This window comes from Sorangium sp. So ce1153, assembly GCF_051521595.1.
Lineage (GTDB): Bacteria > Myxococcota_A > Polyangia > Polyangiales > Polyangiaceae > Sorangium.
In genome coordinates, this window is record NZ_CP150361.1 from 6,904,863 (window position 1) to 6,926,313 (window position 21,451).

Genomic DNA, 21,451 nt, shown 5'->3' on the forward strand with positions numbered 1-21,451 from the left:
GGCAGCCATCTCGTCTCAACCCTCTCTCATCTGCTCCCCGAACGCCCGGCGTGTTCGCCACCGCGCCCACGCCGGAAACAGCTCTCCCACCACGCTGCGGAGGCGAAGCCGCAGCGAGGCGCTCGTGTGTGCCCGCGGCTCGCGCCAGAGCGCGGCCACGCTGGCGGCGACCCGGTCCACCGGGACTCCGCCGTCCTGCGGTCGAGACACCGAGCCGCGGCGCCGCCGCTCGTCCTCGTGCAGGCCCGTGTCCACCCAGCCGGGGTGCACCTGAGAGACCTGGATCCCCCGGGGCGCGAGCTCGAGCTCGAGCGCCTCGCTGAGGCCGCGAACCGCGAACTTCGTCGCGCAGTAGACGCTCTTCAGCGGCACGGCGCGGAACGACACCTCGGATCCGACGTTGATGATGTGGCCTCCACCGGGCCCCATCGCCTGCACCGCGTGCCGGCAACCGAGGATGACGCCGACCAGGTTGGTGCGGACGATCGACTCGATGTCCTCGAGGGCCATCTCGTCGAGGCGCCCGTAGCCCTCGCGGGCAGCGTTGTTGACGACGACGTCGATCCCGCCGAGGAACGCGCGCGCCGCGCCGAAAAAGGCGCGCTGGGACGCGTCGTCGCCGACGTCCACCGCCCCCGTGCCGAGCCGGCGGCCCGCGTGCTCCGACGCGAAAGCCTGCTGCAACGCGAGGAGCGCCTTCTCGTCCCGCGCGCCGGCGAACACCCGATGCCCGTCCGCCAGGGCGCGCGCCACGACAGCCCGCCCGATCCCGCGCGAGCCGCCGAGCACGACAATCGCGAGGGCTCGCTCAGGCACGCGCGACCCGCGCCATCAGATCTCGGCCCAGGCTGCGCACGAGGAGCCTCTCGCTGCTCACGAGGTGCTGCTGGTTGAGCCACGGCGCCGCGCAGGCGAAACAGCCGTGATCGTGCAGGTGCTCCCACGCGGCCCGGAGCCCGACCTCCAGCACGTTCTTGGCCGGGAAGTCCGCGAGTCGCTGGTTGCACGGATACATGCGCCCATCTCCGTCGATGAAGCCATAGTACCGACCCGCGCTGCACGGGAGGTACGGGAAGCGCTGTTTCTTCTCCTCGTAGGTGACGCGGTCCCCGCCGTGCTGCTGCCACCAGAGCGCCATGTTCTCCCAGACACGCTCGCGAAACACCAGGGGCGCTCCCTTGCGCTTGAGGGCGAGCAGGGCGTCCGCCAGCACCTGGCGCTCGCCCGAGTCGAGGGAGTTGTCGCCGTGTATCCGCAACTGTCGGTCGGACTGCGGGGAATAGCTCATGACGACCTCGATCCGCGCGTCGAAGCGAGCCGCCAGGTCGAGGAGCCAGGGGACCTGGTCCTTGTTCCGGCGGTTCAGCACCGCCTTGACGATGCGCGGGATGCCGCGCGCCTGGCACACCTCCAGCGCGCCCATGGAGACGGCGAAGGTCCCCTCGCCACGGTTGAGATCGTTGATCGCCTCCGGACCGTCGACGCTCAAGACGATCGAGCTCAGGCGCACGAGCTCATCCACGCGCTCCTTGACGCGAAACCCGCTCGTCACCATTCCCACCGAGATCCCCAGGCCCACCGCCCGGTCGATGATCCGGCCGATGGACTTGTGCAGCATCGGCTCGCCGCCCGTCAGCGTCATGACCGCGGTCCCGAGCGAAGCCGCCTCGTCCACAATGGAGCACAGCTGCTCATAGTGGAACTGTCCAATACCGTCGCGGCGGTGGTGATAGTCGCCGTAGCAGTACTCGCAACTCAGGTGACATCGGTTTGTCACACAAACGTCCACCCAGACGGGACGGGCCTCGCGGGCGAGCTTGGCGCGGACGAGTGAGCCCAGGTAGCGAGGGGAGCGGTGCACTGTGTCCAGTATAGAGAACTCGCCTCCAATTGTCATCTGCCTTTGTAAATAGAATTTCTTATGATAAGGTATGACCCAGATCAAAGCGGGTCCGAGCTCTTACTGAACAGCCGTTAAGGAGGCAATTTTCCGATGAGCGCGAGCAAGCGAATCCTGGTCACGGGTGGAGCTGGTTTTCTCGGGTCGAACCTCTGCGCTCGGCTGCTGGCCGAGGGCCACACCGTGATCTGTGTCGACAGCATGGTCACGGGGCTCGAGGAGAACCTGGCGCCGCTGGTCAAGAACCCGCGTTTCCAGTGGCACCGCTGCGACGTCAGCGAGCCGTTCCACTTCGAGGTCGACCAGATCTACAACATGGCCTGCGCGGCATCCCCGCCGAAGTACCGGGCCAACCCGGTGCACACGCTCAACACGAACGTGTTCGGCGCGATCAACGTCCTCAAGCTGGCGGAGAAGCTGGGGGCCCGGGTCCTGCAGGCCTCCACCTCCGAGATCTACGGGGACGCGCTGGTCCACCCGCAGCACGAGGACTACTGGGGCAACGTCAACCCCATCGGGCCGCGCGCCTGCTATGACGAGAGCAAGCGGGTGGCGGAGACCTACTTCTGGGAATACCGCCAGACCCGTAATGTCGACACCGTCATTGTGCGCATCTTCAACACCTACGGGCCGAACATGGCGCGGGACGACGGCCGGGTCATCTCGAACTTCGTGGTCAAGGCGCTGCGCGGCGAGGCGCTCGAGCTGTACGGCGGCGGCCACCGCACGCGCTCCTTCTGCTTCGTCAGCGATCTCATCGAGGGGCTGGTGCGCGTGATGAACGCCAAGGACCTGACCGGTCCCGTCAACCTCGGGAACCCGGCCGAGACGACGATGAAGGATCTCGCCGAGCTCATCATTCGCAAGACAGGCGGCCGCGCGCAGCTCACGGTGGGCGACGCGGTGATCGACGACCCCCAGCGGCGCAAGCCCGACATCTCCAGGGCCCTCGAGCTCCTCGGCTGGCGCCCGGTCGTGGATCTCGAGTCGGGCCTCGACCGCACGATCGACTGGTTCCGCCCGCGCGTCTGACGTGTGGACCGCGCGGGCGAGGTCCGTCAGGCACCTCGCCCGCCGTGCGCGTCGCCGGGTCCGCGTCCGGGCCGCCGCGCTCAGCCGCCCTTCGACGGGAGGCGGCCAGACGTGGCCATGACGCGACCGCCACGACCAGCATAGACGTCGGCCAGGATCCGGTCGCGCCGCGCCCCGATCTGCCGTCCGAGCACGCGGTGGAGCGCTGCCCTCAAGGCCATCCCTCCCAGCCCGCGCACGACCGCCCCCGGCCCTGGAGCCGAGCTGAGCCGATTCATGAGGATCCGCGGCGCCGTCCGCACCGAGAGCACGCGGGCGTCGTCGCGCCGATAGAGCTCCGGATAGCTCGAGCGGATCTGCTCTCTCGCGGCGGCGTTGCGCGCGAGCGCGCGGACCACATCGGCCATGCTGTCCACCTCGAAGTGAATGGGCGCCTCGGGGACCACGACCAGCGCGTCGCCGGCGACGAGCGCCGTGAGCCATGAGTCCTCGGTCACGAGGTCGACGGGCAGCTGAGGGAGCGTCCCCTCGCGCAGCAGCCCTCGCTTCGCCATCACCGCGCCCAGGCGGTCGCGGTCGATGGCGTAGAGACGACCGGAGATGTAGTCCTGGCCGAGGCTCGTCGTCAGCAGGCGGATGACGGTGCCGAGCGGCGGAGGTGGCGCCCCGCGCGGCTGCTCGAACGCCGCGGCGACGGCGGCGTGAGGAGCGCGCTCCAGGGCGCGCAGCAGGGCCGATATCGAGCCGGCGGCCGGGCGCACGTCCGCGTCCGTGAACACGAGTCGGCTGTTGCGCGCCCGGGTCACCAGGGCGTTCCAGGCGTTGTTCTTGCCAAGCTCGCTCTCGATGACGGTGAGCCGCGGCTCCCGATCCCGGAACGCCTCGACGACGGCCTCGGTGCCGTCCGTGCACCCGTTCAGGCAGACGAGGATCTCGTCCACCTCGGGGCCGAGCCGCGACAGCTCGGTGAGGGTCGCCTCGATGGTGCGGACTTCGTTGTACGCTGGCAGGCAAATGCTGGCTGACATCGCCCTCGACGCATAGCACCACGCCGGCTCGGATGTCACGCGCGGCAGCGGGCCGCGCCGTCGGGGGCCACCTGCCGCGAGCCCGCTCCGGGTCTTCCGGCGCGGCAGGTCGATCAGCCATCGGTCACCATCGCACCATCGAGCGGGATTGTCCCGGGCGCCGGGACGCGCGACGCCAGGACGCCACGAGCGCCAGGAGATGGTGTCTCCTGGCGCCCGCGGCGTCTCGCTTCTGCTAGCTCGGGGCCCTTGTACCAGGCGGGGCCTGGGTTCGCGTCAGTTCGAGCGGGTCGGCGCGTACTTGTAGAAGCTCTGCGCCCACTCGATGGTCCAGATCGTCGGCTCCACGTACACGTTCTTGTCCGAGCCGAGGATCATGCCCTGCTTCATCTTCGCCATCGCCGCCAGGAAGACGCGGCGGTCGTCCTCCATGCGCGACCGCATCACGGTCGAGGGCGGGTACAGCTCCTTGACCTGATTCACGACGGTGGTGTCGCTGATCCACCCGTCGACCCCGTGCACGCCCTTCGGGAGGCGCTCGCCGCCGGCGTCCAGCCAGTCGCGCAGATCGTTGTTGCCACGGTTCATGCCGTCCGCGTGGCAGCCGATGCACGAGCTGCCGGTGTTCAGGCGGCGGTCCGGGCTGGCGAAGCCCACGAGGCTGTTGATCTGCGCGTCCGTCGCGGTCCGGGCGATGCGCGGATCACGCACGATGTTGACGAAGGCGTCGACGCGGCGCTGGTTGAAGCCGCCCCACAGCGAGTACCCCTGCAGGCCGTTCGGCAGATCCCAGATGACCTCCTCTGCCGACTGCTGGAGCCCGTCGGTCCCGGTGTAATAGCGGCAGTTCAAGAACCCGCTGCCGCCGTAGCTCGGCTGCCCCTCGCACCCTGCCGGCTCCGTGCCCTGCGGCTGAGCCAGGGTCGCGATGAAGCTGAAGTTGCTCGCCGAGGTGCCGCCGCCGGTCCCGCTGATGAACTTCGGGATCGGGTGCGCCCAGAAGGGGAACCGGATCTGGCCAGTCTCGTACGCCTGCTCGATCGTCGTCACGCCGCCGTCGAGCTGCCCGGTGAAGACGTCCCACGTCTTCCAGTAGTACCCGCCGCGCCTCGTCCTGGCCCGGAAGTACATGCGGGAGTCGACGGTGATCGCCTGCTTCGTGAGCATGTACTCGTACGACTTCATCCCCTGGTCCTTGATGACGCCGAGCTCGGTCTCGAGATCCTGCGCATACCAGGGGATCGCCATGATCGCGTTGTACACGTCGGGTCGGGTCAGCGTGTAAACGAGCTGGCTCGCCTCGATGTAGTCCGTCTTGAAGCCGTCGACGTACGGCGGCAGCACCCCGCCGTCCGTGGCGCCCTCCACGTTGCCGGCGAGGACGCGGCCCCAGACGAGCCTCGCGAAGCTCGGATCCCGCTGGACCTCCGCCGTGTACCTGTATCGCTCCCTGAAGGTGACGTCGGAGCCGACCGGCTCGCCGAGGTAGTTGACGCTGGTCCTCCCGAAGAAGACGTCGTCGTCCGACCCGCCGAAGTGGAGCTTCGTGACGCCCTTGTTGTAGCCCCAGTAATCGCGGGTATCGAAGCGGTAGACGATGCCCTTGCCGTTGATGTCCACCGGGTTGACGATCGTGGGAGCCCAGCGCGCGGTCGAGTTCAGGGCCTTGGACAGCCCCACGCGGGCCACGTTCATCTCCTCCGCGGTGACGCCCTTGTTGTGGATCTCGTGCAGCGAGGCGTACTTGATGAACTCCGCGTCGGCCGCGGCGACCGTGGCCTTGTTGGTCGCGATCCACGACCTGACCTGCTCCTCGGTGACCTTCTCGCTCGCAGCGACGGGGCGCGGGGTCGCCGGCAGGGTCGGCGCGACGGCGTTCGCCCAGGCCGTGACGGCATTGAGCATCTGCGTGTTCGCGTCCTTGCAGTCGCGCCCGAAGCAGTTGTGCCTGTCGATGCCCATCCGGACGACGAGCTTGGAGTCCGCCGGCTTCTTGAAGTTCACGCGCGTGAGCGCGTACTCGTGGGCCAGCGCCGGATCGACGTCGGAGTGCATGGGCGCCTGGGCCTTGCCCGTCGAGCTGTGGCAGCCCGAGCAGTTGGCCGTCAACAGCGGGTAGACCGTCGTCTTGAAAGCATCCAGTGACGTCGTCATGTTGAAGTCGCTCGGGAGGCAGACGGGCTCGACGTTGTAGCCGCCCTTGCCGTTCGGGAGCTGGCTATAGCCGAGCCCGCACCCTGCCGCCGGCTTGACCCCCACGTCGCCAGAGCCGACGGGGCCGCCGCCGGTGCCGCCGGTGCCGCCGGTGCCGCCCGTCCCGCCGGTGCCGCCGGTGCCGCCCGTCCCGCCAGCGCCACCCGCGCCGCCGGCGCCGCCAGCGCCGCCAGCGCCGGTGGTCGAGCTCGACGTCGAGCTCGAGGTGGAGGTCGACGTGGACGTCGAGCTCGAGCTCGACGTACCCCCCACGGCCCTGAGCGAGAACTTCTGATTATCGCCGTTCGCCCAGCTGTACTGCTGGAGGCCGGCGCCGTCCGCCGTCGACCGGCCCGTGACGTCGAGCACCTTGCCGCTGCTGCGGATGTTGATCCGCTGAACGTCGGAGGCGACATCGGCGAACTGGAATTGCTGGTTCGTGCCAGTGCCGCAGGTGGACTGGACGATGGTGGCGCCGTTCGCTGTCGACGACCCGTTGACCCCGAGACAGAGGCCGCTGTTCACGTTCTTCAGCCGGAAGTATCCGCCTCCGGCGGACTCCGCCCGGAACTGCTGTCTCGTCGCGCCGGTGACGCAGCTGGCGATCTGCGCGGCCGCCGAGCCCGCCGTGCTCCCGCCCCGGATCTCCACGCACTTGTTGCTCTGTCGGCCGACGATCGTATAGACCGCGCTCGGGTCGATGGTGATGGCGCCGTCGAGCGCGTCTCCATCCTCGCTGTCGGAAATCTCACCGGCGACGCATGAGACGGCGAGAAGACCCGTCGCGGCGGCAAGCAAGACACGCCTGGATGCGAATCTCATAGGACTCCCCTCATTACAATGAGTAAGTAAAAAACCGATCTGTTTACAGCTCGACGCTGCCCTTGCGATGATCGGGGCGCTCGCCGCGCGCGGAAGGCCTCCGAGGGATGACCGCGACGGCCATCATCCTGGAGTGAATCTCGATCACGCGGTGCGCGGAGCGGGTCGGCTCGTTCCGTGTGGGTCAGGCACTGCGAAGAGGATGATTCTTGTTCGATATCAGGTTGTGAGTCAAGACGATCGTTTGTTTTGCGAGTTTTTGCGAGACGACCTGACTATTCCGGAGTCACGACAATGGCAGTTGCGGCGGCGACGGTGGGCAGCGCGGCATCCGACATGATCCGGTTCCCGGCCGGCTCCCGACCGGGCCTTGTCGCGACAGCGGCTAAACTGGTTAAGGTTGGCCTGAATTAATACACGCTTGCACTCGATGGATCAATTGATGACCAGGTCTCTGCCAGGTCCCCACGCGCGCCCATTCGTGCGGGAATTCGGGCTCCTATGCCTGGATCGATACGCGCAGGCACTCGCTGGATCAACCGATGACCAGGCACTCGCTGGATCAACCGATGACCAGGCACTCGCTGGATCAACCGATGACCAGGTACTCAATTTCGCCGATGCCTGCAGATATCCAGGGCTGCCAGAGCTCTTGGCGCCCTCCCCATCATTGTCGGACTTTCTCGAGCCGGGCTCCTGCTCTGCGTCGGCCCGGCCATCCGGATGGGCCGGGCCGCTTGAAGCTCGCGCTGGCGTCTGCAGCTCGCGCTGATCGACCGTCGATCCCGTCCAGGTGAACGGAGCCGTTCGAGATCCAAGGGTCATTAGTGGTAATTCCCGAGAGAGGGCGATCTGATCACGCGATCAACGTTTGATCGCACGGCCGCGAAGCTGGGCGCGGGCGGCATCGATCCGGGGCAAGACAAGAGACGGTGTATGATGGGGTGCGCAGATGCGCGCCCCTCGAGGTCGCCGATCCACCCGACGCCCGCCTCGTTCAGGGCACGCCGGCGTCGGCCACCTTGCCCTTGCGTCGGACAGCAGCTCGTCGGGTCGTGGACGCAGCAGCCTGGCTGTGGCTGTCGAGCACGCCCGCTGCCCGGGCGAGCGCGTCGACTGCGGCGCATTCGAGAGGAGCCGAAGACCGTATGTCCGGTGGTGAGGCGTTCAGCAGCCTTGTCCGGAAGACCGAGCAAGTCGCTCTTTCTCCTGGAGCCACGCGTCGTGGACGGCGCCAGGATTCCCTCGCTGTCGAGCTCGAAGCGTCAAGAGCCACGTGCGCCGGAGAGCTCCGGGAGAGCGGCGGAGCGCGATGGTTCAGCCCCTGCCCTTCGTCCGCCAGGGGCCGACGAGGAACAGGAGCCCAGCCCGCATGCGCTCGGCTTACTGGACGGAAGGTCGCGGAGGCCGCGCGGGCGGCGCTCGCGCTCTCGAGGGCTCGTGGTACGCTCCGCCCGCACGTGCTCCGGCGTCGAAGGCAGCGCTCCCCGTCCAGATGGGCCCGGCAGGTCGTCCGTCTGCTCTCGGCGCTGGTGCTCGCCTTCGTCGCGAGCCAGTCGGCGGCGGCGTACGCGTTCGTGGTCCTGGACGGCTGCGAGGAGTCGTGCCCGGACGACGAGGACGGCTGCGATTGTCCCCTGCACTGCGCCTCGGGGTGCTGCGCCGCGCGGGTCGCCGGAATCCCCGTCTCCCGCAGCGTGCCTGTCCTGTCCCGGCCCTCCGCCATGGAGCGCCTGCTGCTGCTCGCCGAGCGCTCATCTTGCTCGCCCTCTGCGCTCTCGCCCTCGGCGGCGCGGCGTGCTCCAGGGAAGCGCCGAGCGCGGAGAAGGCCGCGCCCGAGCCGCAGTGCCTGAAGTGCAGCCCCGACCTGAAGATCGTGAGACCGCTGAAGGGCAGCTGACATGGCCGGCCGCACCCACGCCGCCCACGCCGGCGTCGCGTTCGCCGCGGTCGGCGGGATCGTCGCGCTCTGGCTGCGCGGCCTGCCGTTCAGCATCTCCGCCGGGGCCCCGCCGCGCGCAGCTGCGGCGCTGCCGCCGGCCGCGGAGTAGGCCGTGCGCGTGAACGCTCGCCTCCGCGCGTTCGGCGGCGCCGCCGGCGTCCTGATGCTCCTCCAGGCGCTCGCCGTCGGCCTCTACTGGGCCGTGGAGCACCGCCGCCAGGCGGAGCGGCCCGGGCTTCCCTTCGCGCACGAGCAGCTCTCCGGCGCCGAGCCCGCGCCGGACGAGGTCCTCGCGCGGCAAGACGGGAGCGAGCTGCGCCTGAGCGCGCTGCGCGGCCAGGTCGTGCTGCTCCACGTCTGGGCGACCTGGTGCGGGCCGTGCCGCGCCGAGCTCCCCGCCCTGCTCGATCTCGGCCGGGAGCTCCAGCGCGACGGAAAGCTGAAGCTCGTGGCCGTCAGCGTCGACGAGAGCTGGGACGTCGTGCGCGCCTTCTTCGACGGCGAGGTGCCGCCCGAGGTCGTGCGGGCCGGCTCGCCCGCGCTCGCGCGGCGGCTCGGGGTGTCGGCGCTGCCCGACACGTTCCTCGTGCGCCCGGACGGCAGCATGGCGCTCCGGTTCACGGGCGCGCGCGACTGGAGCGCGCCCGAAGCGAGGCTGCTCTTGACTGCACGGGCGTGGTCGGGTCCCGGCGAGCCGGGCGCGCCGCCGCCGCGCTGAACGGCGCTGCGGGGCGGCGAGAGGCGGCGTGCGGCGTGCGGCGTGCGGTGTGCGGTGTCGACAAACGCCGCGTTAGCGAGGCCGGACGCACGCCGGGCGCCTGGCCGGCTCGCTGGATCTCGAAATGAACGCTGCCGGGATCCGTAAGCCTTGTCGGAGCTGTCCAGGTGCGCCACGGACCTTGCTGAGCTCTACATCCTCAGGCAGGCTGGAGGCATGACGTCCCTCGCCTTCGCGATGCCGGCGGAGATCGTCGACCCGAGCGTCGTCGCGCCGCCGGGCGATCTGTACAGCAACGAGCCCCCCATGGAGAGCTACCAGCACCTCGTCCAGCTGCTCCTGCTGCTCGAGAGCCTGGAGCTCTTCTGGAAGGACCGGACTGACTTCTTCGCGGCGGGCAATCTGACGATCTACTTCAGCCCTCGTCAGCTCAAGTCCGAGCATTTCCGGGGTCCCGATTTCTTCGTCGTCCTCGGCACCGAGCGGAGGCCGCGCAAGAGCTGGGCCGTCTGGGAGGAGGACGGCCGGTACCCGAACGTGATCGTGGAGGTGCTCTCGGAGAGCACCGAGGACAAAGATCGCGGCATCAAGAAGCAGGTCTATCAGGACGTCTTCCGGACGCCGGACTACTTCTGGTTCCATCCAGAGACGCTCGAGCTCTCGGGCTTTCACCTGGTCGACGGGCAGTATGAGCCGCTCACCCCCGACGCCTCCGGCCGCCTCTGGAGCGCGCAGCTCGAGCTCTTCCTGGGCGTCGAGGGGGGGCAGCTCCGCTTCTTCACCCCCGAGGGAGAGCTCGTTCCGGCCGGCAAGGAGCTCGCCCAGCGGGCCGAGTCCGCCGAGCAGCGGGCCGAGTCCGCCGAGCAGCGGGCCGAGTCCGCCGAGCAGCGGGCAAGGCGGCTGGCGGAGAGGCTCCGGGAGCTCGGCGTCGATCCCGAAACGCTGAAGTAGCGCTCCGCTCCCCGCTGGTCAGGAGGACCCATGGCCGACATGCTCGTCAACCTGCTCAACCTCCCGCCGCTCGCCCCCGTGATCGAGCAGATGCGGCGGGCCTCCGTCGTGGTGCGGCGCGCGGCGCCGTACGAGATCACGCCTGTCCGGCGGTTCGTCGAGCGGCACTTCACGACGGCGTGGGCCGACGAGATCAGCGTGGGATACGCGAACAAGCCTGTCAGCGTCCACCTGGCGATCCGCGGAGGCGAGGTGATCGGCTTCTCCGCCCACGAGTGTACCCGCCGCGGCTTCTTCGGTCCGACCGGCGTCGCCGACAGCGAGCGCGGCAAGGGGGTCGGCAAGGCGCTGCTCCTCGCCTCGCTGCACGGCCTCGCGGAGCTGGGGTATGCATATGGCATCATCGGCGGCGTCGGGCCGGTCGAGTTCTATGCGCGCACGGTCGGCGCGACGCTCATCCCCGGCTCCACGCCAGGGGTCTACGCCGACCCGCTGAGCGACGCTTGACGGACGCCCGGCGCTCGGAGAAGGTGTGTCCCCGAAAGCCCTGGAGATCACGATGAAGCTCTATTTCAGCCCCGGTGCCTGTTCGCTCTCCCCTCACATCGTGCTGCGGGAGGCGGGCCTCGAGTTCGACCTCGAGCAGGTCCACCTCGGCACGAAGAAGACGAAGTCGGGCGCCGATTTCACCCAGATCAACCCCAAGGGCTATGTCCCCGCGCTCGAGATCGAGGGCGGCGAGGTGCTCACCGAGGGTCCGGCGATCGTCCAGTACATCGCCGACAAGAAGCCTGAATCCGGGCTCGCGCCCCCGGCCGGCACGCTCGGCCGCTACCGGCTGCAGGAGTGGCTGAACTTCATCAGCACCGAGCTGCACAAGCAGTTCACCCCCCTGTTCAAGCCGAGGACCCCGGAGGAGCAGAAGACCGCCGCCAGGGAGTACGTGGGCCGCCGCTTCGATCACGTGGCGCCGCGCCTCGAGGGCGCGCCGTACCTGATGGGCGAGCAGTTCACGGTGGCGGACGCCTACCTCTTCACCGTGCTCACCTGGACCAAGTTCGCGGGGATCGATCTCGGCCCCTGGCCTGCCCTCGCCCGGTACAAGGAGCGCGTCGGCGCCCGCCCTGCCGTCCAGGCCGCCCTGGCGGCAGAGCAGGGCAAATAGGCCGCCAGGCCCTCGCATCAGGCGGGGAGCTCAGGGGATCGAGATCACGAGCTTGCCCACGTGCTCGCCCCGCCGCTGCGCCTCGATCGCCTCCGGCGCGGCCTCGAACGGGTAGACGCGGTGGATCACCGGCCTGATGCGGTGGTGCGCCACCGCGCGCAGCATGTCCTCGAACATGTCGCGGCTGCCCACGCTGATGCCCTGGACGCGGGCGCGCTTCACCAGCATCGGCACCACGTCGAGCGCCGCCGAGGCGCCGGCGAGCAGGCCGACGAGGCTCACCTGACCGCCGTTGCGCAGCGCGCGGACCGAGCGCCGCAGATCGCCGCCCGCGATGTCCACGACGAGATCGACGCCCACGCCGCCCGTCAGCTCGAGCGCGCGCGCGTCCCAGTCCGGGGTCGACCGGTAGTTGATGAGGTCGGTCGCGCCGAGCTCGCGGGCCCGGGCGAGCTTCTCGTCGCTGCTCGACGCGACGATCACGCGCGCGCCGGACGCCCGCGCCAGCTGCACGGCGAACACGGCGACCCCGCCGGTCCCGAGGACGAGGACCGTATCGCCCGGCCGCACCGGGGCGTCGACCTGGAGCGCCTGCCACGCGGTCACCGCGGCGATCGGCAGCGTCGAGCCCTCGTCGTAGGTGAGCGACGGCGGGAGGACGACCAGGCCGTCCTCGTCGAGCACGATGTACTCGGCCAGCACCCCCGGCCTCGGATGACCCAGGGCTGACTCGATCGTCGTCCGGGGCGTCGGGCGCCCGCCGAGCCACTTCTGCTGGAACAACGTGGCCACCCGATCGCCGACGCGCAGCCGGCGCGCCTCCTCGCCGGCGGCGACCACCTCCCCCGCCCCGTCAGAGAGCGGCACCAGCGGCATCGCGAGGGAGGGATCGAACTTGCCATCGATGACCATCAGGTCCCGGTAATTGACGGACGCCGCGCGGACCCGGACGAGGACCTGTCCGCGCTTCGGCTCCGGGACGGGCAGCTCGACCGGGCGCAGGTGAGAGGTCCCGAACCCGCCCTGCAGGACCCACGCTTTCATTCGCTTTTCCATCGCACGCTCCTTTGCTCTCCCCCGCCGCGGCGCCGGGGGCGTCGCGGGGGAACTGGCCGTCTTGCCGGCGCGCTCCGCGCCTCGCGGCCTTCCTTCGGTGCGCTCGCGGCTCCGGCGAGCACCTGAGAGGAGGTTAATTCATTCCAGACCGTGCGTTAGAGGCGCCTGCGACACTTCTCTCGTTCCAGAGTAGAATGAATCGCGATGGACACGCTGACGAGCATCGAGTTCTTCGTGACGACGGTGCAGGCGGGCAGCTTCGCCGCCGGGGCCAAGCGCCTCGGCGTCACGGCGTCGGCGGTCAGCCGCCGCATCGCGCGCCTCGAGGACGAGCTCGGCGTGCAGCTGCTCGCGCGCACGACGCGCTCGCTCCGGCTGACCGAGGACGGCGCCGCGTTCCTCGACCGGGGCGCGCGCATCGTCGAGGAGTACCGGGCCGCGACGGAGACGCTCAAGGGCACGCGCACGGCCCCGGCGGGCGCGCTCCGCGTCGACGCCGCCGTCGTGCTGGGCCGGACCCTGCTCGGGCCGAGGATCGCGGACTTCCTCCGCCGCTACCCGAAGATCCGCCTCGAGCTGACGCTGCGCGACCAGTTCATCGACCCTGTCGCGGAGGGCGTCGACGTCGCGGTGCGGCTCGGTCCGCTCCGCGACTCGACGCTCGTCGCGCGGCGCGTCGGCGAGATCCGCACCATGATCTGCGGCTCACCGGCGTACTTCCGCCGGCACGGCCGGCCCAGGAGCCTCGAGGATCTCGCGCGCCACGCGTGCCTCGGCTTCCTCCAGGACGGGCGCCCGACGCCGTACCGCTTCGTCGACGGCCAGCTGCTGCCAGCCGCCGCCGTCGAGGCGCGCTTCCACACGAACGACGCGGATCTCCTGCTGACCGGCGCGACCGCCGGGCTCGGGCTCGTCTACTCGTTCGACTTCCACGTCGAGGAGGCGCTCGCCCGCGGCGAGCTCGAGGCCGTGCAGCTGCGCGAGCCGAGCGTGACGTACCCGGTTCACGCGCTCTACCCGAGGAGCCGCCACCTCCTGCCGCGCGCGCGCGTCTTCGTCGACTTCCTCGCCGAGCTCTTCGAGGCCCGCCGCAAGAAGGCGCGGCGGGCCCCATGACGACGGCGCCGCGTCGATCAGGCGGCCGCCCGCGCCCGGCGCAGCCCGAGCGCCTGCGCCTCGGCGAAGAGCGCGACGACGAGCGCCTGCGCCAGGACGAAGGCGTAGCCGAGCGCCGTCGGCTCGACCCAGCCGAGCGCCAGGAGGAGCACGCTGTCGATCACCCAGAGCGCGTTCGCGACGACGACGCCGACGACGGCGGCCCGCGCCGGCCGCTCGCGCGCGCCGAGCCACGCCACGATCGCCGCGAACGGGAGCAGGCTCGCCCCGGACCACCGGAGCAGCGCCTCCGGCAGGCCGACGAAGCCCGCGAGGTGCGCCGCGCCCGCGAGCATCAGCAGGCCAGTCGCGCCGCTGACGATCGCGTCGGCGAGGAGGGCACGGCGAAGGAAATGGGGAGAGGTCATGAACGACATGATGGGCTCCTTTCGTTGCAATCCCGGGCTCATCGCCCCTGGGTGGACGGGACCAGATCGAGAGAGCCGACGCGCGCACCGCGCCGGCTCTCCGCAGCGCCCCTGACGCATGCCCACCATGGGTGGCCCCGCGCATGGAGGCGATTACCTCCCAGGTAATGGGGCGTCTTTCCTGGCGTGCTACGGTCGGCTCGCGATGATGAGCTCACACCCACCGATCGGCGGCCTCCTGCGCGAGTGGCGCCAGCGCCGCCGCCTGAGCCAGCTCGATCTCGCCTGCGAGGCAGACATCTCGACGCGCCACCTGAGCTTCCTGGAGACGGGCCGCGCGCAGCCGAGCCGCGACATGGTGCTCCACCTGGCGGAGCGCCTCGACGTGCCTTTGCGCGACCGCAACCAGCTCCTCGTGGCGGCGGGGTATGCGCCGCTCTACCCCGAGCGCAGCCTCGACGATCCCGCGCTCGCGGCGGCGCGCAAGGCGGTGGACCTCGTGCTCGCCGGGCACGAGCCGTATCCGGCGCTCGCCGTCGACCGGCACTGGACCCTCGTCGCCGCGAACAGCGCCGTCGGCCCCCTCCTGGCCGGCGCCGACCCCGCCCTCCTCCGCCCGCCGGTCAACGTGCTGCGCCTGAGCCTGCACCCCCAGGGCCTGGCGCCGCGCATCGAGAACGCCCCCGAGTGGCGCGCGCACCTGCTCGCGCGCCTCCGCCGCCAGATCGAGGTGAGCGCCGATCCAGTCCTCGTGAAGCTCCTCGAGGAGCTCGGAAGCTACCCGGTGCCGGAAGGCTCGCGGCGCCCGGAGCCCGCACGCGGGCCGAGCCCCGCCGCCATCGCCGTGCCGCTCAGGCTCCGGCTCCAGGACCGCACCCTGAGCTTCCTCAGCACGACGATGGTCTTCGGCACGCCGGTCGACGTCACCCTGTCCGAGCTCGCCGTCGAGTCGTTCTTCCCCGCGGATCAGCCGACCGCCGAGGCGCTGCGCGCGACGGCGCAGCGCTGAGGAAATGGTCTTTCCAATCGTGGATCATTCTTGATCCAGCATTGACGCGCGCCGCGCGGGTAGACGACGCCGGGCCCTGCTCCGCCTGGGCGCGCGAGCTACCTGTGCATGGCGATGTCGTTGCGGGGGAACGGCTTGATGCGCCGGGTGAGCCGCCCGGCCGACGGCGTCGGCTTGCCGCGCGCGGGGGACCGCGACGGGCGCGCGGCCGGCTTCTTCTTCGACACCGGCCGCGCCGTCTCGCTCGTCTTCGCGGGCTCCTCGGGCGGCGCCGCCGCGGCCCGGACAGGCTCCGGCGGCTCCGGCGCGAGCAGCGGCCGCGGCGCCTCCACGACGCTGGCGAGGAGCGTCGCCTCGGTCGTGCCCGGCAGCGCGGCGCCGCGGGCGGCGACGGCCGCGAGCGCGGCGCCGTCGGCCGTCGTCGCTGTGTACCGGACGCCGAGGAAGATGCCCGCGCCGGCGAGCGCGGCGCCGAGGAGAGCGACCGTGGCGAGCCGCGCCGAAGGCCGCTTCTTGCGGCTCGACATCGTCATCATCACCGTCGTCGTGCGCTCGGCCGTGGCGTCGCCCTCGCAGGGATCCGTGTCGGCCAGCGCCATCGACGCGGGCGCGGGCGCGGGGTGGCGCCGGGTGATCACGCCGTCCTGCGAGCTCGCGCCCCGCTCCTCGACCAGGCTCTCCGCGCCCGTGACCTGGGCGGCGGCCAGGCCCGGCGCCTGGGTGGTGTCCAGGGCCGGCGCGCCCCCGCTCCGCCGGCGCGGCGACAGCGCCCGATCCAGCGCGTCGGCCATCTCCCTGGCGGACCCGAAGCGCGCGCTCGGGTCCAGCTGGAGGGCCCGGCGCATCCAGTCGTCGAGGGCGGGCGGCGCGTCGGGCCGGAGCGCGCTCGGCGGCTTGAACCGGCCGGCGTGCACGACGAGCGTGAGCGCCACGATCGACTCGGCGAAGAACGGGACCTGCCCGGTGATCGCGTGGTAGGCGACGACGCCGAGCGACCAGAGATCCGCCCGGAAATCGAGGTCCTTCGCGCTGATGAGCTGCTCCGGGCTCATGTAGAGCGGCGTCCCGACGACGTTCCCCGTCGTGGTGACGCGGAGGTCCCGGGCTCGCTTGGCGATGCCGAAGTCGAGCACCTTGACGAAGGTCTCCCCGTCCACCTCGGTCAGGAACAGGTTGTCCGGCTTGATATCGCGGTGGACGATGCCGAGCCGGTGCGCCTGCCCGAGCGCCTTGGCCGTCTGCGTCACGATGCGGGCCACCTCGGGGAGCGGCAGCGGGCCGAGGCGGCGGATGCGCGCCCTGAGGTCCTCGCCGCGGAGCAGCTCCATCGCGATGTACGGCATGCCCTCCGACGTCAGCCCATGATCGAGGACCTGCGCGACGTGCGGGCTCGTGATCTGCGCCGCCGCGACCGCCTCGCGCCGGAACCGCTCCACGTACCCCGGGTCCTCCGCGAGCTCGGGCGACATGAACTTCACGGCCACCTGCGCCTTGAGCGAGAGGCGATCCGCGACCCAGATGCTCCCCATCCCGCCCCGCCGGAGAATGCGGACGAGCCTCAGCGCCGGGGTCACCATCTGGCCGGTGTGCAGGGGCATACCTCTGCTACTCCTTCTTGAAGAGGCCCGAGCCGGTGTGTCTGTCAGCTCCAGCCGAACACTCGCGTCAATAGATCACTACGCCGCCTCCATTGTCTCCGCAAGAGAAACACGCGTTGTTCCGCGCGAGTCTCCATCGCCACGACCGCGCAGGACCGCGTCGATTTCAAGCCATTTCAACCGGGGTCATCGCCACGGACGGACGTCGAGGAGGCGCTGGTGTCGGCAAATGAGCGCACAGGGAGCGCGCCGAACAAGCACACAGGCGCGCACCGGTGGACTGCCGAGGCCACATTGCGCCCCGCGGTCGCGGCGCGCGAGGCCAGACAGCATGAGCATTGGAGTCGCCGCGCCGCGCCCGGTGGCAGGACGAGTACACCCGGTCGAACTACCGCACTCTGTGAGGGGGCCGCGGCGCCGCCGGCGAGGCCGCGGCGCGGGACAGCGCCTGTCGCGGCTTTGGCGGCGCGCGGGCAGGCTGACGTCAGCCCTTCGAGTTCTTCGGCCCGAGCGGGCCGCCGTCGCCGGGCATCCGCGCGTAGACGCCGGGGTGCGAGGCCGCGAGCCACTGGTTCACGTGGCTCATCACGTGCGGGCGCTCGGTCCGGAGCTGCAGGTAGCGCTGGCCGCGCGGGACGAGCACCTGCTCGGTCACGTTGCCGCCGAACTGCTCGGCGAGCACGCGCACGACCGGCTCCACGTCGAAGAACTTGCAGCTGAAGAGATCGAAGAACGCCTCGTCGCTGTCGGGGAAGATGTGCAGCGTGATGTGCGACTCCGCGATCATCACCATGGCGCTGATCACCGGCGCGCCCTCCTTCGTCGCCGTCTTCACCACGAACGGGCGCATGATCGGGGTCATCCCGATCTTCGCGGGCAGGTGATCGAAGATGTCGAACAGCGCGTCGAGCGAGGTGGGCCCGCGGTACGGGCTGAACTGCAGGAAGAGGTGAGGCCCGAAGTCCGCCTCCGGGCTCACCACCTCGTGCCCCCGGCGCTCCTGGAGATCTCCGCCCTCGCCCCGATCGACCGTCTGCGTGAACACGCTGCGGCACGGGAGCGTCGTCTGGAGCATCATCTGGACCTTCTGGGGATCGAAAGCCCCCGGGTACACGAGATCGGCGAAGAAGCACTCGCGGAAGCTGAAGGTGTGGATGGTGAGGTGCCCGCCGAGCAGCAGCACGAACGCGCTGATGCCGCAGTCCTCGGCCACCACGCCGTTGTAGTAGGGGAGGATGAACGGAGGCATCACCGGCTTGAGCCGGAGCACGCCAGGCACCTCCTCCAGGAGCTCCTGAGCCAGCTTCACGTCATCAAAACGGCTCCTGAAGCCGTGGAAGCCGTCCATCGTGAAATGGGTGAGGTTCTTGCGTGCCTTATGCATGTTGCCCCTTCGTCGACGAGTTGAGCGATGCTACTCCACACGGGGCGGGCGCGATCGGAGAAATTTGGCGAGCTGCCTCTCCTTCGCGTCACGCATGTGCGTCCCCCGATGATCAGGTGGGGAAGCCGGGGACAAGCATGTCTATCGCCCGACCAGGGCCCGCGATCCGCTGCCGCTACACCCGCCGCGTCGACGCGTCACGTGGGATGAGCTCGCCGGACCGGCGCTCGACTGCCACTGCCGCGCTCGACCGGCGCGCCGGAGGAGGTCGACCAGCCAGCGGCGGCGTCTGGCCGCTGACAGGCCTCCATCCCGTCGCCGCGAGGCGCTCTCGGAGGGGACCCGCGGGCGGCGAGACGCGCTTGACTTCAAAAAAAGTCTTTCATTTGCCCCGATACTCGCCGTCCAGACAGCGTGACGGCCGGCGCTCATGGCGGGTGGCCGACGCGATGCGACAAGCGGGTTGGTGGGCGAGAGATTAGAGAGATATCGTCTCTCATCCGGGATGCCGGCTCACTGAAAGAGTCCACCAGGGCGACCTGGACGCTCTCTGGACGCTCTCCGGGCGCGCGGGAACGCTGGCGCAGGAAATCCACGTGCGTGGATCTGGCGTCAGGGTGCGATAAAAAATGAAGCAGCGGTGTCATCCGTCATCGCCCCGACGCGCGGAGGCGTAGAATCGCCGGAGCTATGACCCGATCCCCCTCCGACAAGGACGCGCACAAGAAGGCACCGACCAGCCCCGTGCCGTCGCGAGGGACCCCGCAGGATCCGAGCCCGTCGCGCAGCAACAACAGCGGCAGCTACGTGCCGCCCGCGCCGCACCCGCAGCGCAACAACAGCAGCTGCCTGCCGCCGGCGCCGCCGTCGAACCGCGGGGGCAGCACCCTCCCGCCTCCGCAGCACGTGCCGGCCCCGGCCCGCGGCAGCCACTTCCCGAACGACGCCCGCGTCATCCGGCGAGAGCGGCCGAGCGCCCCGAACGCGCCCGGCGGCGCTCCCCCGCCGGAAGCGCGCGGCTGGCGAGAGCGCCCGCCCGCGGCGGCCGCGGCGGCGGTCGCCGCGCGCAGCGGCTTCGCCTCGCAGGACCCGTTCGCCACCTGGGACGCGGAGTCGCCCGCCACGCTGCCCGCCCAGACGCCCGAGCCGCCGAGCTCGCGCGTGCCGGAGGCCCCGCGCCTCGACGATGGGGGCCGCGGTCACGCGCCGGCGTCGTCGCCCGGCAGGCGCATCGCGCCCGGCGGGCCGGCCTCCGCGCCGCAGCCCCGCTTGCCGTCGGCGCGCGAGCCGCAGCGGCTGCACGAGCCGCACGGCGGGGGCCACGACCCGTACACGCCCATCAACCAGATCCTCGGCTACACGCGCCTGCTCGTGGCGTCGCTGCAGGGCAAGGTCGCGCCGCAGCACATCGAGGACATCCGCAACATCGAGCTCGCCTCGCGCAAGCTGCTCGGCATCGTCCAGGCGATGGAGAGCGGCGAGGAGGACGCGCCCTCGAGCGTGAACGTCAAGGTCCCCTCCCCGTACGAGGAGCCCGCGCTCCACGCGGAGGTCGAGGGCGGCGCGCGCGGCTCGATCCTCGTGGTCGACGACAGCCGCGGCAACCGCGACGTGCTCTGCCGGGTGCTGCAGAACAACGGATTCCGCGCCGTGGCGGCCGAGGACGGCCCGCGCGCGCTCGGCCTGGCCGCGCGCGAGCGCTTCGACGCCGTGCTGCTCGACGTGAACATGCCCGGCATCAGCGGCCTCGGCGTGCTCTCCGCGATACGGCAGAGCCGGTCGCAGGCGGAGCTGCCCGTGATCATGGTGACCACGCGGGGCGCGAGCGAGGACGTGGTGGAGTCGCTCAAGCTCGGCGCCAACGACCACGTGACGAAGCCGATCGACTTCGACATCCTGCTCGGGCGCCTGGACACGCAGCTCACGCTCAAGCGCTCGCGCGAGCAGCTCTCGCAGCTCGCCGCCGAGCTGTCGATCAAGAGCGAGTTCATCCGCAAGACGTTCGGCCGCTACCTGAGCGACGAGGTCGTGAGCCGCCTGCTCTCCTCGCCCGAGGCCCAGCTCCTCGGCGGCGAGGAGCGCGAGGTGACCATCATGATGACGGACCTCCGGAGCTTCACCACGATGACCGAGAACATGCCGCCCGAGGTCGTCATGCGCCTCCTGAACGGCTACCTCGGCGAGATGGCGCGCATCATCATCGCGCGCGGCGGCACGATCATCGAGTTCATCGGCGACGCGATCCTCGCGCTCTTCGGCGCCCCGTTCGCCACGGGCGACGACGCGCGCCGCGCGGTCGCCTGCGCGCTCGAGATGCAGATCGCGATGGACGCGGTGAACGACAGGAACAGCGCGGAGGGCCTGCCGACGCTGCAGATGGGCATCGCGCTCAACACCGGCCCGGTCGTCGTCGGCAACATCGGCTCCGAGGCGCGCACGAAATACGGCGTGGTCGGCGCCCAGGTCAACCTGACGTCCCGCATCGAGTCGTGCACCGTGGGCCGCCAGATCCTCATCGCGGACACGACGCGCCGCTCCGCCGGCATCGGCCTCCTGCTCGGCCAGAGCCACGCGCTCGCCGTCAAGGGGTTCTCGACCCGCGTGCTGGTCCACGAGGTGCTGGGCCTCGACAACCCCGAGCGGCTCTACCTGCCCGAGCGGCGCGTCGAGATCCTCCCGCTCTCGTCGCCGCTGCCGGTCGTCTGCGCGCGCCTCGCCGGCAAGCGGGTGGAGGGCGAGCCGCAGTCCGCCTTCATCCTCGGGCTCTCGCCGTTCGGCGCCGTGCTGCGCCTGCACCCGCGCCCCGCGCCCTTCACCAACCTCCAGCTCCACCCGTCCGTCGCGCTCGCCGAGCAGCTCGGCGGCGAGCTGCACGCGAAGGTAATCGAGCTCGACCCGCGCGCCGAGGACGTGGTGCGCATCCATTTCACTTCCTCGCCGCCTGGCCTCGCCGCGCTCGTGCAGGAGCTCCACCGCGCCGAGGCGTAGGGGCGGCGCGCGGCGGCGCGGACTCCCGCGTTGACGGCCCCCTCTCGCCAGGGAGAGGGCCTTTCGCTGGAAGATGGCAGTCGAGCCCACCCTCCGTCCCGGCTGGCCGCCGCCGGCGGCCGCGGCGCGGCTCGACCCAGGG

Annotated in this window: 18 protein-coding genes; 10 read left to right on the forward strand and 8 right to left on the reverse strand. The window is 70.6% G+C overall.

Annotated elements, in window-relative coordinates:
- Window positions 1–15: 15 nt before the first annotated feature.
- Window positions 16–816, reverse strand: a complete 801-nt coding sequence (locus tag WME85_RS24855; RefSeq protein ID WP_437841618.1) for an SDR family NAD(P)-dependent oxidoreductase — start codon at window positions 814–816, stop codon at window positions 16–18.
- The gene (locus tag WME85_RS24860; protein WP_437841621.1) at window positions 809–1,777 is read right to left on the reverse strand and encodes a radical SAM/SPASM domain-containing protein; all 969 of its coding nucleotides are present in this window, start codon (window positions 1,775–1,777) and stop codon (window positions 809–811) included. The genes WME85_RS24855 and WME85_RS24860 overlap by 8 nt, the downstream gene beginning before the upstream one ends.
- Before the next feature lie 216 nt (window positions 1,778–1,993).
- Here WME85_RS24860 and WME85_RS24865 point away from each other — a divergent pair, with 216 nt between their 5' ends.
- Window positions 1,994–2,932 (forward strand): UDP-glucuronic acid decarboxylase family protein, encoded by a 939-nt coding sequence (locus tag WME85_RS24865; protein ID WP_437841624.1) that lies wholly within the window; start codon window positions 1,994–1,996, stop codon window positions 2,930–2,932.
- Window positions 2,933–3,012: 80 nt separating this feature from the next.
- Here WME85_RS24865 and WME85_RS24870 read toward each other — a convergent pair whose 3' ends face one another.
- Window positions 3,013–3,960, reverse strand: a complete 948-nt coding sequence (locus WME85_RS24870; RefSeq protein ID WP_437841627.1) for a glycosyltransferase family 2 protein — start codon at window positions 3,958–3,960, stop codon at window positions 3,013–3,015.
- A 276-nt stretch (window positions 3,961–4,236) separates the two neighbouring features.
- The gene (locus WME85_RS24875) at window positions 4,237–6,975 is read right to left on the reverse strand and encodes an RICIN domain-containing protein (RefSeq protein WP_437841629.1); all 2,739 of its coding nucleotides are present in this window, start codon (window positions 6,973–6,975) and stop codon (window positions 4,237–4,239) included.
- A 1,759-nt stretch (window positions 6,976–8,734) separates the two neighbouring features.
- On the opposite strand from WME85_RS24875, the gene WME85_RS24880 reads away from it, so the two are divergent.
- From WME85_RS24880 to gstA, 6 genes are all read left to right on the forward strand, one after another.
- On the forward strand, window positions 8,735–8,875 hold the full coding sequence (locus WME85_RS24880) for a hypothetical protein (protein ID WP_437841632.1): 141 nt from the start codon (window positions 8,735–8,737) through the stop codon (window positions 8,873–8,875).
- A gap of 1 nt (window position 8,876) precedes the next feature.
- On the forward strand, window positions 8,877–9,026 hold the full coding sequence (locus WME85_RS24885) for a hypothetical protein (RefSeq protein ID WP_437841634.1): 150 nt from the start codon (window positions 8,877–8,879) through the stop codon (window positions 9,024–9,026).
- A gap of 9 nt (window positions 9,027–9,035) precedes the next feature.
- Window positions 9,036–9,635 (forward strand): TlpA family protein disulfide reductase, encoded by a 600-nt coding sequence (locus WME85_RS24890; protein ID WP_437841637.1) that lies wholly within the window; start codon window positions 9,036–9,038, stop codon window positions 9,633–9,635.
- Between the two features lie 216 nt (window positions 9,636–9,851).
- On the forward strand, window positions 9,852–10,586 hold the full coding sequence (locus tag WME85_RS24895) for a Uma2 family endonuclease (RefSeq protein ID WP_437841638.1): 735 nt from the start codon (window positions 9,852–9,854) through the stop codon (window positions 10,584–10,586).
- A gap of 30 nt (window positions 10,587–10,616) precedes the next feature.
- Window positions 10,617–11,093 carry a GNAT family N-acetyltransferase gene (locus tag WME85_RS24900; protein ID WP_437841640.1) on the forward strand — a complete coding sequence of 159 codons (477 nt, stop codon included), beginning with the start codon at window positions 10,617–10,619 and terminating at the stop codon, window positions 11,091–11,093.
- 52 nt (window positions 11,094–11,145) lie between these two features.
- A complete protein-coding gene (gene gstA, locus WME85_RS24905; protein ID WP_437311925.1) occupies window positions 11,146–11,751 on the forward strand; it encodes a glutathione transferase GstA in 606 nt (201 codons plus the stop codon).
- A gap of 30 nt (window positions 11,752–11,781) precedes the next feature.
- Here gstA and WME85_RS24910 read toward each other — a convergent pair whose 3' ends face one another.
- Window positions 11,782–12,807 carry a zinc-dependent alcohol dehydrogenase family protein gene (locus WME85_RS24910; RefSeq protein ID WP_437841642.1) on the reverse strand — a complete coding sequence of 342 codons (1,026 nt, stop codon included), beginning with the start codon at window positions 12,805–12,807 and terminating at the stop codon, window positions 11,782–11,784.
- Between the two features lie 204 nt (window positions 12,808–13,011).
- On the opposite strand from WME85_RS24910, the gene WME85_RS24915 reads away from it, so the two are divergent.
- Window positions 13,012–13,923, forward strand: a complete 912-nt coding sequence (locus tag WME85_RS24915; protein ID WP_437841644.1) for a LysR family transcriptional regulator — start codon at window positions 13,012–13,014, stop codon at window positions 13,921–13,923.
- A 17-nt stretch (window positions 13,924–13,940) separates the two neighbouring features.
- On the opposite strand, the gene WME85_RS24920 is transcribed toward WME85_RS24915, so the two are convergent.
- On the reverse strand, window positions 13,941–14,339 hold the full coding sequence (locus WME85_RS24920; protein WP_437841647.1) for a hypothetical protein: 399 nt from the start codon (window positions 14,337–14,339) through the stop codon (window positions 13,941–13,943).
- 196 nt (window positions 14,340–14,535) lie between these two features.
- Here WME85_RS24920 and WME85_RS24925 point away from each other — a divergent pair, with 196 nt between their 5' ends.
- Window positions 14,536–15,339, forward strand: coding sequence for a helix-turn-helix domain-containing protein (locus WME85_RS24925; RefSeq protein WP_437841649.1), 804 nt, complete (start codon window positions 14,536–14,538; stop codon window positions 15,337–15,339).
- A gap of 98 nt (window positions 15,340–15,437) precedes the next feature.
- Here the strand turns inward: WME85_RS24925 and WME85_RS24930 are convergent, their stop codons facing one another.
- Both WME85_RS24930 and WME85_RS24935 read right to left on the reverse strand, forming a co-directional pair.
- Window positions 15,438–16,937 (reverse strand): serine/threonine-protein kinase, encoded by a 1,500-nt coding sequence (locus WME85_RS24930; protein WP_437841651.1) that lies wholly within the window; start codon window positions 16,935–16,937, stop codon window positions 15,438–15,440.
- A gap of 484 nt (window positions 16,938–17,421) precedes the next feature.
- Window positions 17,422–18,321, reverse strand: a complete 900-nt coding sequence (locus tag WME85_RS24935; protein WP_437311930.1) for an S-adenosylmethionine decarboxylase — start codon at window positions 18,319–18,321, stop codon at window positions 17,422–17,424.
- Between the two features lie 690 nt (window positions 18,322–19,011).
- Between WME85_RS24935 and WME85_RS24940 the strand changes: the two genes are divergently transcribed.
- A complete protein-coding gene (locus tag WME85_RS24940) occupies window positions 19,012–21,309 on the forward strand; it encodes a response regulator (RefSeq protein WP_437841654.1) in 2,298 nt (765 codons plus the stop codon).
- The last annotated feature ends 142 nt before the right edge of the window (window positions 21,310–21,451 follow it).